Annotated in this window: 16 protein-coding genes and 1 pseudogene; 13 read left to right on the forward strand and 4 right to left on the reverse strand. The window is 63.9% G+C overall.

Annotated elements, in window-relative coordinates; all coding sequences use genetic code 11:
• Window positions 1-61: 61 nt before the first annotated feature.
• From BV908_RS20605 to BV908_RS20645, 9 genes and pseudogenes are all read left to right on the forward strand, one after another.
• Window positions 62-826, forward strand: coding sequence for an IS6-like element IS6100 family transposase (locus BV908_RS20605; RefSeq protein ID WP_001389365.1), 765 nt, complete (start codon window positions 62-64; stop codon window positions 824-826).
• 54 nt (window positions 827-880) lie between these two features.
• A pseudogene (locus BV908_RS20610) lies at window positions 881-1,264 on the forward strand (recombinase family protein); the annotation flags it as partial.
• Window positions 1,265-1,296: 32 nt separating this feature from the next.
• Entirely contained in the window at window positions 1,297-1,818 is a 522-nt protein-coding gene (locus BV908_RS20615; RefSeq protein ID WP_348639069.1) for a recombinase family protein, read from the forward strand.
• Window positions 1,815-2,108: a hypothetical protein gene (locus BV908_RS20620; RefSeq protein ID WP_172686266.1), complete on the forward strand. Its 294-nt coding sequence runs from the start codon at window positions 1,815-1,817 to the stop codon at window positions 2,106-2,108. Before BV908_RS20615 ends, BV908_RS20620 begins: the two co-directional genes overlap by 4 nt.
• An 80-nt stretch (window positions 2,109-2,188) precedes the next feature.
• On the forward strand, window positions 2,189-2,821 hold the full coding sequence (gene parA, locus BV908_RS20625; RefSeq protein WP_015961925.1) for a ParA family partition ATPase: 633 nt from the start codon (window positions 2,189-2,191) through the stop codon (window positions 2,819-2,821).
• Between the two features lie 20 nt (window positions 2,822-2,841).
• On the forward strand, window positions 2,842-3,066 hold the full coding sequence (locus tag BV908_RS20630) for a hypothetical protein (protein ID WP_034015122.1): 225 nt from the start codon (window positions 2,842-2,844) through the stop codon (window positions 3,064-3,066).
• Between the two features lie 52 nt (window positions 3,067-3,118).
• Window positions 3,119-4,132: a replication protein RepA gene (locus BV908_RS20635; protein WP_103739092.1), complete on the forward strand. Its 1,014-nt coding sequence runs from the start codon at window positions 3,119-3,121 to the stop codon at window positions 4,130-4,132.
• Window positions 4,133-5,089: 957 nt separating this feature from the next.
• Window positions 5,090-5,998, forward strand: a complete 909-nt coding sequence (locus BV908_RS20640; protein ID WP_103739093.1) for a DNA-binding protein — start codon at window positions 5,090-5,092, stop codon at window positions 5,996-5,998.
• A gap of 95 nt (window positions 5,999-6,093) precedes the next feature.
• On the forward strand, window positions 6,094-7,182 hold the full coding sequence (locus BV908_RS20645; protein ID WP_103739094.1) for an IS5 family transposase: 1,089 nt from the start codon (window positions 6,094-6,096) through the stop codon (window positions 7,180-7,182).
• A gap of 311 nt (window positions 7,183-7,493) precedes the next feature.
• Here BV908_RS20645 and BV908_RS20655 read toward each other — a convergent pair whose 3' ends face one another.
• The 4 genes from BV908_RS20655 to BV908_RS20670 are packed head-to-tail and all read right to left on the reverse strand — an operon-like array spanning window position 7,494 to window position 10,956.
• On the reverse strand, window positions 7,494-7,892 hold the full coding sequence (locus BV908_RS20655) for a hypothetical protein (protein WP_103739095.1): 399 nt from the start codon (window positions 7,890-7,892) through the stop codon (window positions 7,494-7,496).
• A gap of 10 nt (window positions 7,893-7,902) precedes the next feature.
• Window positions 7,903-10,428: a type IV secretory system conjugative DNA transfer family protein gene (locus BV908_RS20660; protein WP_103739096.1), complete on the reverse strand. Its 2,526-nt coding sequence runs from the start codon at window positions 10,426-10,428 to the stop codon at window positions 7,903-7,905.
• A 32-nt stretch (window positions 10,429-10,460) separates the two neighbouring features.
• Entirely contained in the window at window positions 10,461-10,682 is a 222-nt protein-coding gene (locus BV908_RS20665; RefSeq protein ID WP_021011916.1) for a conjugal transfer protein TraD, read from the reverse strand.
• A 22-nt stretch (window positions 10,683-10,704) separates the two neighbouring features.
• Window positions 10,705-10,956, reverse strand: a complete 252-nt coding sequence (locus tag BV908_RS20670; protein ID WP_103739097.1) for a TraC family protein — start codon at window positions 10,954-10,956, stop codon at window positions 10,705-10,707.
• 193 nt (window positions 10,957-11,149) lie between these two features.
• Here BV908_RS20670 and traA point away from each other — a divergent pair, with 193 nt between their 5' ends.
• The 4 genes from traA to BV908_RS20685 all read left to right on the forward strand — a co-directional run bounded on the left by traA (window position 11,150) and on the right by BV908_RS20685 (window position 15,612).
• On the forward strand, window positions 11,150-14,500 hold the full coding sequence (gene traA / locus BV908_RS20675; RefSeq protein WP_103739098.1) for a Ti-type conjugative transfer relaxase TraA: 3,351 nt from the start codon (window positions 11,150-11,152) through the stop codon (window positions 14,498-14,500).
• Window positions 14,501-14,585: 85 nt separating this feature from the next.
• On the forward strand, window positions 14,586-14,975 hold the full coding sequence (locus BV908_RS20680) for a hypothetical protein (RefSeq protein ID WP_015670327.1): 390 nt from the start codon (window positions 14,586-14,588) through the stop codon (window positions 14,973-14,975).
• A 72-nt stretch (window positions 14,976-15,047) separates the two neighbouring features.
• The gene (locus tag BV908_RS22550; RefSeq protein WP_172751418.1) at window positions 15,048-15,221 is read left to right on the forward strand and encodes a hypothetical protein; all 174 of its coding nucleotides are present in this window, start codon (window positions 15,048-15,050) and stop codon (window positions 15,219-15,221) included.
• Window positions 15,222-15,300: 79 nt separating this feature from the next.
• Complete coding sequence (locus BV908_RS20685) at window positions 15,301-15,612, forward strand: hypothetical protein (RefSeq protein WP_246867563.1); 312 nt, start codon at window positions 15,301-15,303, stop codon at window positions 15,610-15,612.
• Window positions 15,613-15,644 lie beyond the last annotated feature (32 nt).

The raw sequence follows: 15,644 nt of genomic DNA on the forward strand, positions 1-15,644 counted from the left end.
GGCTCTGTTGCAAAAATCGTGAAGCTTGAGCATGCTTGGCGGAGATTGGACGGACGGAACGATGACGGATTTCAAGTGGCGCCATTTCCAGGGTGATGTGATCCTGTGGGCGGTGCGCTGGTATTGTCGCTATCCGATCAGCTATCGCGACCTTGAGGAAATGCTGGCGGAACGCGGCATTTCGGTCGACCATACGACGATCTATCGCTGGGTCCAGTGCTACGCCCCGGAGATGGAGAAGCGGCTGCGCTGGTTCTGGCGGCGTGGCTTTGATCCGAGCTGGCGCCTGGATGAAACCTACGTCAAGGTGCGGGGCAAGTGGACCTACCTGTACCGGGCAGTCGACAAGCGGGGCGACACGATCGATTTCTACCTGTCGCCGACCCGCAGCGCCAAGGCAGCGAAGCGGTTCCTGGGCAAGGCCCTGCGAGGCCTGAAGCACTGGGAAAAGCCTGCCACGCTCAATACCGACAAAGCGCCGAGCTATGGTGCAGCGATCACCGAATTGAAGCGCGAAGGAAAGCTGGACCGGGAGACGGCCCACCGGCAGGTGAAGTATCTCAATAACGTGATCGAGGCCGATCACGGAAAGCTCAAGATACTGATCAAGCCGGTGCGCGGTTTCAAATCGATCCCCACGGCCTATGCCACGATCAAGGGATTCGAAGTCATGCGAGCCCTGCGCAAAGGACAGGCTCGCCCCTGGTGCCTGCAGCCCGGCATCAGGGGCGAGGTGCGCCTTGTGGAGAGAGCTTTTGGCATTGGGCCCTCGGCGCTGACGGAGGCCATGGGCATGCTCAACCACCATTTCGCAGCAGCCGCCTGATCGGCGCAGAGCGACAGCCTACCTCTGACTGCCGCCAATCTTTGCAACAGAGCCTGGCGGCTGGACCGGCTCGGGCGTTCGCTGCCGCACCTGATCGAAGTCATCGGCGCACTGGAGGCGCGTGGTGTCGGCTTCCGGTCGCTGACCGAAAGCATCGACACCACCACATCGGGCGGGCGGCTCATCTTTCATGTGTTCGGGGCATTAGGCCAGTTCGAGCGCGACCTGATCCGCGAGCGCACCAAGGCGGGGCTAGCTGCTGCCGCCGCACGCGGGCGCAAGGGTGGCCGCAAACCGGTCGTCACCGCTGAGAAACTGCAACGAGCCAAGGAACACATCGCCAATGGCCTGAATATCCGAGAGGCCGCAGCGCGCCTCAAGGTTGGGAAGACGGCCCTTTACGCTGCCCTGCAAGCGGCGAGTGCAGCGGACTCCTGACATTACGTGCTGTCGCCTTCTGAAAACGACAGCTGGGCCGGATGCTTGACCACCTACGCGCCGGCGATGTGGTGACGGTCACGCGGTTGGACAGGCTGGCCCGTAGCACCCGCGATCTGCTGGACATTGCCGAGCAGTTGCAGGCGAAAGGCGCGGGCCTGCGCTCACTGGCCGAACCGTGGGCCGACACCACCACCCCGGCCGGGCGCATGGTGCTGACCGTGTTTGCCGGCATCGCCGAGTTCGAGCGTTCCCTAATCATCGACCGCACCAGGAACGGCCGCGAGGCGGCCAAGGCGCGAGGCGTGCAGTTCGGCCGCCGCCCTACCCTCACCCCCGGCCAGGTCGAACATGCCCGCGAGCTGCTGGGCGCAGGCCGCACGGCAGCCGAAACGGCCGAGCTGCTGGGCGTGCATCGGGCAACCCTTTACCGGGCGCTGCGCGGCCTGGAAACCAGCCAGGCCGAGGCCCGCCGGCACGGCGCGTTTGTAGAGGACGCATTGACCGAAGCCGACGCGCTGGCGGCCGCCGACCAGGAGGGCATGAAGGCATGAGAAACGGACGCTATCCCCTGCCCCCGCTCCGGCCCGAGCTGCAAGCCGCCCATGACGAGATGGACGCCAAGGGGGATTACTTCGCCTATGCCGTGTGCCGCACCCATGACGGCCAGGCGTGGGAAGTGACCACCAGGCAAGGCGGCATGTATGCCGCGCTTGATGGCTCCTATCTCGATCACGACGAAGCGATGGCCGCCGGCGTGGCCTGGCTGCTGGAACAGCTCGACCGCGAACCGACAGCAGACGAGGCAGCGTATCGGGCGCTATGGGAAAGCATGGGCAAATGATGATAAGCCCCTTTACTCATTTGCTCATTATGTTATGATGTAATGAGTAAGTCATCATTCATGCCACACCGGGAGAACACATGAAAGTCATTGCCGTGCTGAACCAGAAGGGGGGGAGTGGAAAAACCACTATCGCCACCCACCTTGCCCGCGCCTTGCAACTGGACGGCGCCGACGTGCTGCTAGTCGATTCCGACCCCCAGGGCAGCGCCCGCGATTGGTCAGCCGTGCGGGAAGATCAGCCGCTAACCGTTGTCGGCATCGACCGGCCGACCATTGACCGGGACGTGAAGAACGTAGCCCGCAAGGTGGATTTTGTCGTGATCGACGGCGCACCCCAAGCGGCCGACCTGGCCGTGTCGGCCATCAAGGCGGCCGACTTCGTGCTGATTCCGGTGCAGCCATCGCCTTACGACATTTGGGCCACGGCCGACCTGGTGGAGCTGGTCAAGCAGCGCATCGAGGTCACGGACGGAAAACTACAGGCCGCCTTTGTCGTATCGCGGGCCATCAAGGGCACCCGCATTGGCGGCGAAGTTGCCGAGGCGTTGGCCGGCTACGAGCTGCCCATTCTGGATGCCCGTATCACGCAGCGCGTGAGCTATCCCGGCACGGCGGCCGCCGGCACGACCGTTCTTGAGTCCGAGCCGGACGGCGATGCAGCGGCCGAGGTTCGCGCCCTGGCTGCCGAAATCAAGCAAAAACTCATTTGATACTTTGAGGAAATAAAGAAATGAGCAAAGCAGCAACCACACTCAGCGCCGGCCGCCCGAGCGCACGCACGGACAAATCCAAGGCCGCCACGCTTGCCAGCTTGGCCGACGACGCGGCCAGCATGAAGCGGGTCAATTTTGAATTGTCGGCCGACCAGCACACCAAGCTGAAAATCTACGCAACCCGGCAGGGCAAGACCATCAAGGAACTATTGACCGAGTATGTCGCCAGCCTGCCGGATTGACGCTCAAACACATATTTACTCATTTGAATTTTAGCGGCTAAAGGGCGAAGCCATGACAAAGAAGCAGCGAGAAGGGCAGGGCGCGCAGCAGATCGGCGAGATCATGGGCGACCTACTGGCCCAGGCGCAGATCAAAGCGGCGTTACCGCCCCCAAAGCGCCAAACCAAGAAGATCACGCCGGCCGGCCTCATCTTGACCGAGCGCGATCAAAAGCTGATCGAGGCCAGCGCGGAGATTGCCACTACCCCCCCGGGTGGTGAGGACATGGCTTTCACTCATGCCGTGCTGTGCCAGGTTGGTTTGCCCCGCGCCAAGGTGGAAGGCCGCGAGTTCATGCGGCAGTCCGGCGCGGCTTGGGTCAATGTCCAGGCCGGCTACCTGGACGAAGGGCATGGCCCGGTTCTGCAACCTATCCCCTATGGCGTCATGCCCCGGCTTGGCCTGGCGTGGGTTTCCACCTTCGCCGTGCGCAACAAAGAGCGCGAAATCCCCATCGGTGACAGCGCCGCCGAGTTCCTGCGGCTCATGGGGATGGAGAGCGACGGCCGCCGCTATACGACCTTGCGGAAGCAGATGCACGCCTTGGCCGCCGCTCGCCTGCAACTCGGATTCAAAGGGCGCACCTACAACGGCCAGCCAGTGCAGCAGTTCGATGCTTGGGTTGCGAACAAGGACACGCAGCAGCGCGCCCTATGGCCTGGCGTCATGCTGCTGTCAGAGGACTATTACGGCTCCCTGATCGAAAGCGCCGTGCCGCTGGACAACCGCGCTTTGCACGCCCTGAAAGGTTCCGCACTGGCGTTGGACGTGTACGCCTGGCTGGCCCATCGGCTGCACCGCATCGAGGGCAGAGGGGTAACGCTGCACTGGAAGTCGCTGCGCGAGCAGTTCGCCCAGGAATACAAGGGCAAAGACCCAGACAAGGATTTCAAGAAGGAGTTTTTGCCGGTGCTGCGCAAGGTGCTGGCCGTCTATCCGCAGGCCAAGGTGAAGCCTGTCACCGGCGGCGTGCTGCTGGTCGGCTCGCCACCGCCCATTCCCTACAAGGGCGGCCCCACGGTTTAGCTAAACTTCGTGAAATCGCCCCCCCCTTGCAGCACAGCACCGGCCGCCCCAGATCGAGGCGGCCGCGTCGTTTCTGGCGTGACCTGACCAGCACCTACCCCCGAGCGGTCGAACTGGGGATAAACCCTGTGGATAGCTGCACTTATCCACGTGAAATCGCCCCCCCCAGGTTCGTGAAATCGCCCCCCCCTTCGCGGCTTATCCACGTGAAATCGCCCCCCCCTTTCCACGTGAAATCGCCCCCCCCCTAAACCTGTAAGGTAATCCTTTAAGATTTTTTCCTATAAATACTTACCTGTAATTGGCAGGCAAAATCGGTGGAAAACTCGAACGGGAGCGCGAACCGAACCACCGCAACGCCCTACGGGCGCACCTGCCCTCCGGTCGCTTCGCTCCCTTCGCCCCGCCGCTTCGCGTCGGCCTATCGCGGCCGATGGCCGCTCAAAAATGGCTGGCCTGTGGCCAGGCATCTACCAGGCGCGGCACGCCGCGCCGGTGGCAACTCCACCACCGCCTGCACCCTCATCCAGCACCGTGCCCGCTGAAAGGCCGCAAAAAGCGGTTTAGCAGGGAAAAGCGGCTTGCCGAGGCCGTGCCTCACATCAACCGACAGCGCGGGCGGAAAGCCCACAGGTTGAACGCCAAGGGGAAGGCCGACAGCCAGGCGGCCGAGCTGGCCAGCATCGCCATTCCCGACGAGGAAGGCCCGGAACCATACCCAGGCCGCGCAGGAGCGCCCAGGAAGCCCGAAACCGGGCGAGGGTAGGGGCTAGGTGCCGCCGACCCCGGAAAACGCCGCCACGGCCCGCACAGGGCCAAATTTCGACCCCGACGCGCTCCCGGCCGGGCTGGCACAGGCCCGGCGCGTAGTATTTCGCCGTAGGGCTTGTAAATTGTAGTATGTAGTAGTATCATACAACCTACTACAACGCTACATTTCATACAGGAGCAACCACTATGGCAGTCACGAAAGAGCAGATTTTTTCCGCCGCCGACGAGCTGGCCGCCGCCGGCCAGAAGCCCACGCTTGAGGCAATCCGGCAGATCACCGGCGGGAGCTACACAACCATTTCCCCGGCCCTGAACGAGTGGAAAGCCCGGCAGGCCACCGCCGCCGCGCCCCTGCGCGAGCCTGCGCCCCAGGCCGTCGCCGACCGCTTGGCCGAGCTGGGCAGCGACCTATGGACAATCGCCCTCGACCTGGCGAACGCCCGGCTTGCCGTTGAACGGGAAGGGCTGGAAAAGGCCCGCGCCGAGCTGGAGGCCGACCGCAACGAGGCAACCGAGCTGGCCGACAAACTGGCCGGCGACGTGGAAGCCCTGCAATCCCGCCTGGCGTCCATCGAGGCCGCCGAAGCGGCCGCACGCGGCGAAGCCGACGAGCTGCGCGGCCAACTGGCCGCCGCCCAGGAACAGGCGCACACGGCCGAGGCCCGCGCCCAGGAGATCGAGCGCCGCGCCGGCGAGCTGCGCACGGAACTGGACAGAGCGCACCAGGACGCCGACCAGGCACGCGGGGCGCTGGCCGAACAGCAGAAGGCCAGCCAGGCAGCAGCGGCCCAACTCGACCAGGTGCGGGGCGAGCTGGCGAAGGTGCAGGCCAAGGTCGAGGCCGACCAGGAAGCGCAGCAGGAACAGCGCAAGCAGGCGGCCGCCGAGGCGCACCGCATGGCTGAACGCCTCACCGCCGCCCAGGCCGAGCGCGACCAGGCAACGAAGGCGGCCGCACAGGCCCGCGAGGACGTCGCCCGCCTGGCCGGGCAGCTCGACACGCTCAAGGAACAATCGGCTGCGCTGCTGGCCCGCATCACGCCGCCGGCGGCCGAGGTGAAGCCGACAAGGAAGAAGCCCGGCAGCGGCGAGTGATCGGCCCCTTAACAGGCCGTTGAAAAAATCCCCCGCCGACGCTGGCCTCGGCCAGTATGATCTGAAACGATCGGCGAACGACGCGGACGAGGACGATGAGAGGCAACCAAGACTTCCAGGGGGCGATGTTCAGCTACATCAGCCTTGAAGAGCGGGTACCGGCGACACACCCGCTGCGCAAGCTGCGCGCCGTGGTCGATGCGCTGCTGGCGGCGATGAACCGCGAGTTCGACGCGGTGTACGCCCGCCGGGGCCGCCCCTCGGTGCCGCCGGAGATGCTGCTCAAGGCCCTGCTGCTGCAGATCCTGTTTTCCATCCGCAGCGAGCGCCAGTTGGTCGAGGCCATCGAGTACAACCTGCTGTACCGCTGGTTCGTGGGATTGAACATCGAGGACAAGGTCTGGGACCACTCTACCTTCAGCGCCAACCGCGAGCGGCTCTTCAATGAAGACCTGGCCCGCGCCTTTTTCGAGCGGGTCAAGCACACCGCCGATTGGGCAAGCTTGAGCAGCGACGAACACTTCAGTGTGGACGGCACGCTGATCGAGGCCTGGGCCTCGCACAAAAGTTTCAAGCGCCGGGACGACGACCAAACCCCGACTGAGGGGCGCAATCCCGAGGTGGACTTCAAAGGACAGCAGCGCTGCAACGACACCCACGCCAGTACCACGGACCCCGATGCCCGGCTGTTCAAGAAGAGCGCGGGCGACAAGGCTCGCCTGTGCCACATGGCGCACATCCTCATGGAAAACCGCAACGGTCTGATCGTGGACGTGCAGATCACCCATGCCCGCGGCACCGCCGAGCGCGAGGCAGCGCTCGCGATGCTTGGGCGCCGGGGCAACAAGAACAAGCGGGCTACGGTCGGGGCCGACAAGGGCTATGACAGTAAGACCTTCATCGAGGGCTGTCGCAAGCTCAAGGTCACGCCGCACGTGGCGGCCAAGGACAGGCACTCGGCGGTGGATGCCCGGATCACCCGACACGAGGGCTACAAGACCAGTCAGAAGGTGCGCAAGCGCATTGAGGAGGCCTTTGGCTGGATCAAGACCGTGGGTGGTCTGGCCAAGACCAAGCTCATCGGTCAGGCCAAGCTCACGGGTCAGGCGCTGCTGTGCTTTGCCACCTACAACCTGGTGCGCATGGGCAGCATCGGCGGCTGGTGGGACGCGCATCATGCGTGAGCCCGGGGATACGTGCGCCCGAAATGGGCGAGATGGCCTGCAAACAGGCCAGATTGGCCGGTGCAATCGCTGCGCAGACGCGTCTGGGCCACTCGTTTCTTCGAAAACAGCGTCCCTGATGCGTTCGATGCCCACTTTTTCAACGGCCTGTTAAGTGTCAAGATCAGCCGCCGCAGCGCGAACGGACAGGGAACAGACAAAGAAAAGGCCGGGAGCATGGGGCGCTTCCGGCCTGATATTGACACTTGAGGGGCGGCCCATTTTAGCCGCTGAAATCATTCACTCATAAAATGTAAAACTCAAAAACTCTTTTATTCTTTTTCCTGCCGCTGGCGAAATGCCGCCAGGTCGATCACGTCCGCCGTGCGCCTTGTGGCGGCCTGCATCGGCGTGGGCGGCTTGACCCCGGCCGGTGCCGGGGCGCTGGACTTCGACGGCCGGAACTGTCGCCACAGTTCCGCGAAGAACGACCAGGCGAAGATGAAGGGCAGCAGCGGCAGCACCAGGACGAAGCCGACCAGGCGGGCCAAGGCGAGGCCGACCGGCCGCAGGAAGGCCAGTGGCCGGCGAAGCAGATCGAACAGCGCACCGCCGACGAGCCACACCGGCGCGAACAGGACAAACACCGCCGCAAACAGGGCAGGGAACAGCCGCCGCAGGAACCACGCCAGGGCGATGACACCGAGAACCGCCGCGATGATGAACGCCATACGTCATCCCTCAACTATGGTAGGGATTCGCATCGAAGCGCCCGGCATATTCGGAATCGGCCAGGTAGTTCAGCCGGGCGAGCAGGTAGGGGCGTTCCCCGCGCACCAGGACAATCGGATGCTCTGGCCCCAGGCGCATGACTTCATCCGGTGTCAGCAGTTCGCGCCCGGTGAATTGCTGGCTTGTGCCGGTGCTCTTGCCCCGGTTCATCGAGCCGCCGCCGCCTGATAGGCCGCTGCCGCTGTTCTTGCCCGTGTTTTCCGTCTCAAACTCAATCGTGGCTTTGCCCAGGCTGTCGCTGATGTATTTGGCCGTGTCGTAATCGTCCGTGCCAAAGAACGACTTTGCGCTGTTCGCCAGGAAGGTTTGCCACTTGGGATAGGTGCCCTTGAGCTGCGACAGGTCTTGAATGAACACCCAGAAGGCCAGGCCGTAGCCGCGCAGCAGTGAAACGGCATCCTCAATCTGCTTCATGTAGCCGAGCTGGCCGAACTCATCGAGCAGGAACGCGACCCGGTGCGCGGGCTGCACGTTGCTGGACGTGATAGCGGCAATCACCGAGCTGATGAACAGGCGCAGGAAGCGGGCATTAGGCCCGATGCGATTGGCGGGCATGACCAGATAAACCGTCATGGCCGTGGCCTTGATTTCTGACAGATCGAAGTCGGAGCGCGACAACGCGGCCGCAATGCGCGGGTCATCCAGAAATGCCGTGTTCCGGCGGGCCGTCGAAAGCACGGAACCGCGCTCTTTGTCGGCCATGCCCATGAGCGTATTTGCCGCCCTTGCCGGGATGCCGAAGGCCGCCGTATCGTCGGCCGCCATTGCGCCCAACACGTCGAAAAATTCCGCTTCCCCCGCCGTCAGAAGCCGCCGCAGTTCGCCCAGGTTCCGGCGTTCCGCGTCATCCAGTCCGGCAACGTGCAGCATCAAGCCTTGCAGGAAGTTCTTTGCCGATTCATCGAAATGCACGGCATCGCCCTTGCTTTCGGCAATCACCAGGGCATCGGCCAGAATGGCCGATTCACTCACACAATCCGGGTTCCACACGTCGAGCCGGTCAAGCACGTTGAAGGCCGCGCCGCCGTCGCCATTCACCGCGAACGGATCGACCGAATAGACCGCCTGGCCGAGCGCCCGCCGGGCGCGTGCTGTCACGGCCGCGTTTTCGCCCTTCACGTCCAGCACCAGGGCCGAGCCGGGATAGTCCAACAGGTTCGGAATCACCGCGCCAATGCCCTTACCGGAGCCGGTAGGGGCGACCGTCACGACATGGCCGACGAAGCGGAAACGGGCATCCATGCCGGCCAGCGCGTCAGGCACCCGGCCCAGGGCAAAACCGCCCGGCTTGCCGGGCGCGACCAGGTGGCCGCCCTGGCGGATTTCATCGACAGTTCCCCATCGTGCCGAGCCGTGCGAACCGAGCGGATGCGTGCTGCTGTTATCGACCGCAGCGGCCGCAGCACCGGCGGCCGCAACCGGCCCGGACGGCTGCACCTGGCCGCGCAGGTTTTCGATTGTTCCGCCGAGGATGCGCAGCCGTTTCCCGGTCGGAGATTCGGAGCCAACCACGCCAGCCAGCCAGCCGAACACCCGGCCCGCGTTCAGATACGTTGCCACCGTTCCGGCGACCGTCGCGGCGAGGATGAACCAGCCCGGAATGAACGGCGCGAACACGAGCAGAAGCAACATGCCGACCGATGGAACGAGGAAGGCCAGGCCAACGGCCGTGCCGACCGTGACCGGGTTTTGTCGGCGCTTGTGCGCCATCCAGGCACCGATAAAGCAGACCGTTACCAGGTAGAACAGCCAGCCGCCGAAAGCGGCCTTGATGCGCGTGCCGAAGCCGCCGAAATAGCCGCCCATTGTCGAGCCGCCGAGTTGTTCCATACGTTCCGCCGTGCGCTGTTCCACTTGGCCGCGATATTCGGCCAGCACCTTATCGGCTTCTGACGTGCCAACGCCCTTGCCGAACTCAATGCCCCGCGTCACTGACTGCTGAACCACATTGACGCCAGCCGTAGCCGCCGCCGCTGGCCGTTCGCCGTCCAGGCCCGCCAGAATCCGGGTGCTGAAATCGTCCAGGCTACCCGCCGAGGCAAGGCCCGCATTCTGCAAGAACAGGCCCAAATCGTTGCGATACAGACTTAGGATATTTGCCGCGCCTGGCGCGTTCCGGTTCGCCACCGCAGCGGCTTCCAGTTCCTTCAACACCGGCAGCAATTCGGCCCACTTGTCCCGGTAGGCTTGCCAGTTTCCGGCGTTCGTCGCCATCGACAAATCTTGTTGCCCAATGTCGAGCGTTTGCAGGTTCGCTTCCCAAGTCTGGAAAGCCGCTTCCTGCGCGTCACAAACGCGCTTCACCCAAGCATCCGCATCTTCCGCACCGTAGAACTTCGCGGCCTCTGCTGCCGGGTTGCATTCGGGGAAAACGCGAGCGTGCGCCGTGCTTGCCAACGACAACACGAACGCCCCGAAAAACACCGCCACCACGGCGGCCCACGCTCTCGAAAGTAAATCTTTCACGTCCATCATTTTCACCTCTATGTCAGGTCACAAATTGACGGCTAGGAACGGTTGCCGCCGTCCTCTCCATCATCGGAAAAAGCCTCATCGCCAGCCGCTTCAAAACGTGCCTTTGTGGCGTCAGCATTCGGCCCTTTGAGCGCACCAGCTGCTAGGGTCAAAGCGCCCAAGATCACGGATGCCGGGTAGTCCGCCATGCCGGACTTGATGACCAAGCCGCCTAGCTGAATTTTCCGGCGTGCATCTTCTCTCCTGGCGTTCATCCGCAAGCGTCCTAAGTTGCGTTCAATCTGCGCTAGGCGTTGCCGCCAACGGAGCAGCTTGCTTGCCTTCACTTTTGCGAAATTTTGAGGCGATAGCCTCAAACTCCTTCCGCAGTTGGGCGTCTTCAATGTCGAGATCGCCGAGGCCAGCGGAGAGGGCAATCTTGCCGATGCGCTCAGCCGCTTTGCTTTCCAGTTCGGCCAGTTCTGCCTTGATGCGGTTCAGTTCGGCCAGCTTGTCGGCCTTGCGTTCGGATAACGTCTTGCGTGCCATCGTCATAGCTCCTTTCGAGATTGTGGGTTATGCGCACACGATCTTACCACCGGCAAGGCTGGCGGGGAAGGCGCGGCGCTGGTATAGTCATGGAGCGAAAGCGAAATGCGCACTTACGGGTTGCTGCGCAACCCTTGTCCGGCAGGGGATACCCCTGCACCCCTTTTTAGCGGCTAAAACGCCAAGGGAAGAAATGGCGATCTACCACCTAAACACGCACACGATAGGACGGGCGGCCGGGCATAGCGCCGTGGCCGCTGCCGCCTATCGTTCCGCGTCGTCGCTGGTAGATGAGCGCACCGGGGAAGCGTTCGACTTCACCCGGAAGAGCGGCGTTCTTTCGTCGGAGATCGTCACGCCCCAAGGCGTGCCAGTTCCCGAGCGTGCCGCCTTGTGGAATGCCGCCGAGGCCGCAGAGAAGCGCAAAGATGCGCGAGTGGCCCGCGAGTGGCGGGCGGCCCTGCCGCATGAGCTGAACGAAGCCGACCGTAAAGAGCTGGCAACGCGCATGGGGCAGGCCATCGCCGACCGCTACGGCGTGGCCGTGGATGTTTGCATCCATGCGCCCGACAAGGACGGCGACGACCGAAATTTTCACGTTCATATGCTGGCGACCACGCGCACCATTGGCGAGGATGGAACGCTAGGCGCAAAGGCCGTCATTGAGCTGGCAAACAAGGACAGGCAGAAGGCGGGCATTCCCGGCACCAGCCAGGGCGACATTACCGACATTCGCAGGCAATGGGCCGAGCTGACAAACGAGGCGCTAGAGCGTGCCGAAATCAGCGCCCGCGTAGATCATCGGAGCTATGCAGATCAAGGCGTGGAACTCACGCCGACCAAGCACATAGGCCGCGATGCCGTGGCGATGGATAGGCGCGGACTGGACGCCGACCGCATCGACATTCACAACGCCGACCGGCAAGAACAGGCGCAGCAGATCACCGAGCGCCCGGAGATCATCCTAGACAAGATCACGGCAACGCAGGCCGTTTTCACGCGCCGCGATATTGCCGCCGAGCTGAACCGCTACATTGACGACGCCGACCAGTTCCAGGGCTTGCTTGCCAGGCTGGAAAATTCGCCGCTTCTGGTCGAGATGGAACCGGTCAGCGGGCGCGAGCCGGCGAAGTTCTCCACCCGCGAAATGATCGACACCGAGCGCGGCATGGTGGATAGCGCCGAGCGTCTGGCGCAGGCGGGGCGGCATGGTGTTTCTGGCGCGATAACGAACGCCGCCATTGATGGCGCTGGCACCCTATCGGCCGAGCAGCAAAACGCCGTCCGGCACGTTCTCAAAGCGGGCAGTCTGGCCGTAGTTATCGGCGATGCTGGAACGGGTAAATCTTTCAGCATGAAGGTAGCCCGTGAGGCGTGGCAGGCGCAGGGCTTGAACGTGCGCGGCGCAGCCTTGGCGGGCAAAGCAGCCGACGAATTGCAGGCGGGAAGCGGCATCGACAGCCGCACGCTTGCCAGCCTTGAATTTGCTTGGAAGAACGGAAAGGACAAACTCACCAGCCGCGACGTTTTGGTGATCGACGAAGCGGGCATGATCGGCAGTCGTCAGCTTGGCCGCGTGCTGAAAGCCGCCGAGCAGGCCGGGGCAAAAGTGGTCTTGCTTGGCGACGATAAGCAGCTTGCGGCCATCGAGGCGGGCGCGGCTTTCCGGGGCGTTGTGCAGCATGTCGGCGCGGCAGAAATCACCGAGGTTCGACGCCAGAAAGAGGCATGGGCGCGGGAGGCGGGCCAGCAGTTTGCGCGGGGTTCCGTGGCCGATGGTCTGGCGGCCTACGCCGAGCGCGGGCACGTCCAGATTCACGAAAGCCGGGACGCTGCACGCGACGGCCTGGCGGCCGCCTATGTCGGCGACCAGGGCAAGGGTAGCCAGATCATCCTTGCCCACAGCAATAAGGACGTTCAGGCGCTCAATGAAGCCGTGCGCGAGGCCCGAAAGGAACGCGGCGAACTGCGCGGCACGGCCCGCTTTATGGCCGAGCGTGGAGGCCGGGAATTTGCCCCAGGCGATCGCATCGTGTTCCTGAAAAACGACCGTGATCTAGGCGTGAAGAACGGCACCCTTGGCACCGTCGAGCGTGCCGAAGATGGAAGCCTGGCCGTGCGCCTGGACAGCGGCGAAGCGCGGCAGGTGCGGGCGTCCCAATATGCCGCCGTCGATCATGGTTACGCCGTCACGATTCACAAGGCCCAGGGCGTCACAGTCGATAGGGCTTACCTGCTGGCGACCCCTGGCATGGATAGGAGCCTTGCCTATGTCGGCATGACCCGGCACCGCGAGGCGGCGACCCTGTTTGCAGGAGCGGACGACTTCACCGACCGTCGCGCCGGCCGCCTGGTCGATCATGGCGCAGCGCCCTACGAGAACAAGCCGGAGAACCGGGCCAGCTACTTTGCCACCTTGGAGAACGACAAGGGCGAGCGGCACACCATTTGGGGCGTCGATCTTGAACGCGCCATTGCATCCAGCGGCGCGAAGCGTGGCGACCGTATCGGCTTGGAGCATGGCGGCTCTGAAACCGTGCGCTTGCCGGACGGAACGACCGCCGAGCGCAACACCTGGCACGTTCGCGGCGCGGCCGAGCTGGCCGCCGGGAAGCTGGCCCAGGTGCTGGGCCGTGAGCGCCCGAAAGAAAGCACGCTGGACTTTGCCGACCGGCGCGGCTTCGACGGTGAAAGCGTGGTGCGTCGCTGGCTGGAACGTGGCCGCGCCAAGGTGTCGGCGCTGGCCGGGAAGATGCGCGATGCCCTGCGCCGCAACCTGGAACGCCACGGCCGCCCCGACCTCATGCCCGCGACCGACATTGCCGGCATGCCGACCGTGCAGCGGCCGCAGCCGATCGAGCGCACGCCGGAGGACGAGAAGAAGCGCCGGGCGGCCGAGATCGCGGCGAAGTTCCGGCAGCAGGTCAGCGAGGAACGCGGCGAGGTGGCAGCGCCGCAGCAGCGGCCCCAGGCGGAGCGCCCGGCACCCGACCCGCTGGCCGGATTCCGCGTCGGCATCGAGCGGGCCGAAGCCGCAGGCGGTGGCCTGGCGCTGGACGTGGCACGCGCACAGCTTGCCGTCGCCCAGGAGTTCCAGGCGGCCGGGAAAGACCCCCGGCACCATTCGGCAGCGATCATGCAGGAAGGCCAGCAGCGGGCCTTTGCGGGCCTGGCGCAACCGTCCCAGGCCAAGGCCGAGCCGGAGCGCCCGGCGGCCGTCCAGGTCAGCGAGCAAGACCAGAAGCGGGCCGACATGCACGCCCGCCAGGAAGTCGGCCAGTTCAAGGCGCTGGCTGTGAAGCGGCAGGCGGGCTTTGCGGGCTATACCGACCGGAACCCGAGTGCCTGGCGCGAGCTGCCGGGCGAGCTGCGCGAGCGCATCGAGCGGTTCAATGCCATGCCGAAAGAGCGCCAGGCCGTCGAGCTGGACAAGATGCAGCGCGAGCTTGCCGATAGGTATGCACGCAATCCGCAGGAAATCACGCGCAGCCGACAGCAGCGGCGCGAGCAGGAGCGCGGCCGCGACGGTGGGCGCGGGTATTGAGTGGAAATGCTTTTACTCATTTACTTTTAGTGTTATGATGCAATGAGTAAATGATATTTTATGTTTTACGCCAGGAGGAACGACGATGAGCACCGAACCGACGAACGAAGAACTTGCCAAGAGCTATGCAACGAAGATCGAGCAGGCCCAGGAGCGCCGGGAGGCGAAAGACCAGGAGCGGCTAGAGCGGCACGGCCAGGCGGCCGCGCTGGCGTCGCAGAACATCGAGGCCGAGCAGCCGCAGGCCAAGCAGGCCCAGGGCTTCGAGCTGGACGCGCAGAACCAGGACAGCGCAGAGCAGCGCATTGACCGCAACGAGATCAACGGCCAGCAGGCAAAGACGCTGGCAAAGGAATTGAACCGCGACAACGAGAGCGGCGACCAGGTGAAGCAAGCCAGGGCGCGGGAAATCGCCGAACGGTTCAAGGAGAAGGCGGCACGCGACCGGGAGCAGTCCCGCAGTTTCAGCCGCTAAAAAGCGGTGCCCAGGAAGGCGGCAACCCACCTGGACACCTGACCACAACCCACCTGACATAGAGGTGAAATCATGGCTACTTGCAATGTTACCGGCGGCACCCGCCGCGACCTAACGAAATATCGGATTACCTTTGCCGTTTCGCTGGCCGTCCTGATCGGCACCGGCGGCATGTTCTGGCACGCCTACCGGACGCACGCCGGTTGGCTTGTTGGTTTCCACGTAAATCTGACCCCTCTGAGCTGAGTTTTTCCATCCAACTTTGACCCCTTGAGTAAGGTCTCCTGCTTGTTTTTTGAGCAGGAGGATTCAAGGAGTGATCAACGTGGGAACACTGGCAAAGATCCGCAGGATGCACCTGCGCGACGGCCTTCCAATCAAAGAGATCGAGCGGCGCACGGGCCTGGCCAGAAACACCATCAAGGTGTGGCTGCGCAAGGGCGAGATGGTCCAGCCCAAGTACCCCCAGCGGGTGGTGGTGAGCAAGCTCGACGGCTTTACCGAGACGCTGGCGACCTGGCTCAAGGCCGACCAGCACCGCGGCAAACGCGATCGCCGCACCATCAAGGCCCTGTACGAAGCCCTGACCGAGCAGGGGTACACCGGGGGGTCTCCTCGTTTTCAGTGCAATAAGTGACGGTACGCAAAGCTAGCACTGGCGCGGGGGTG

Origin of the sequence: Diaphorobacter sp. LR2014-1 (genome assembly GCF_002916785.1) — a bacterium.
In the GTDB taxonomy this organism is placed as follows: Bacteria; Pseudomonadota; Gammaproteobacteria; order Burkholderiales; family Burkholderiaceae_C; genus Diaphorobacter; species Diaphorobacter nitroreducens.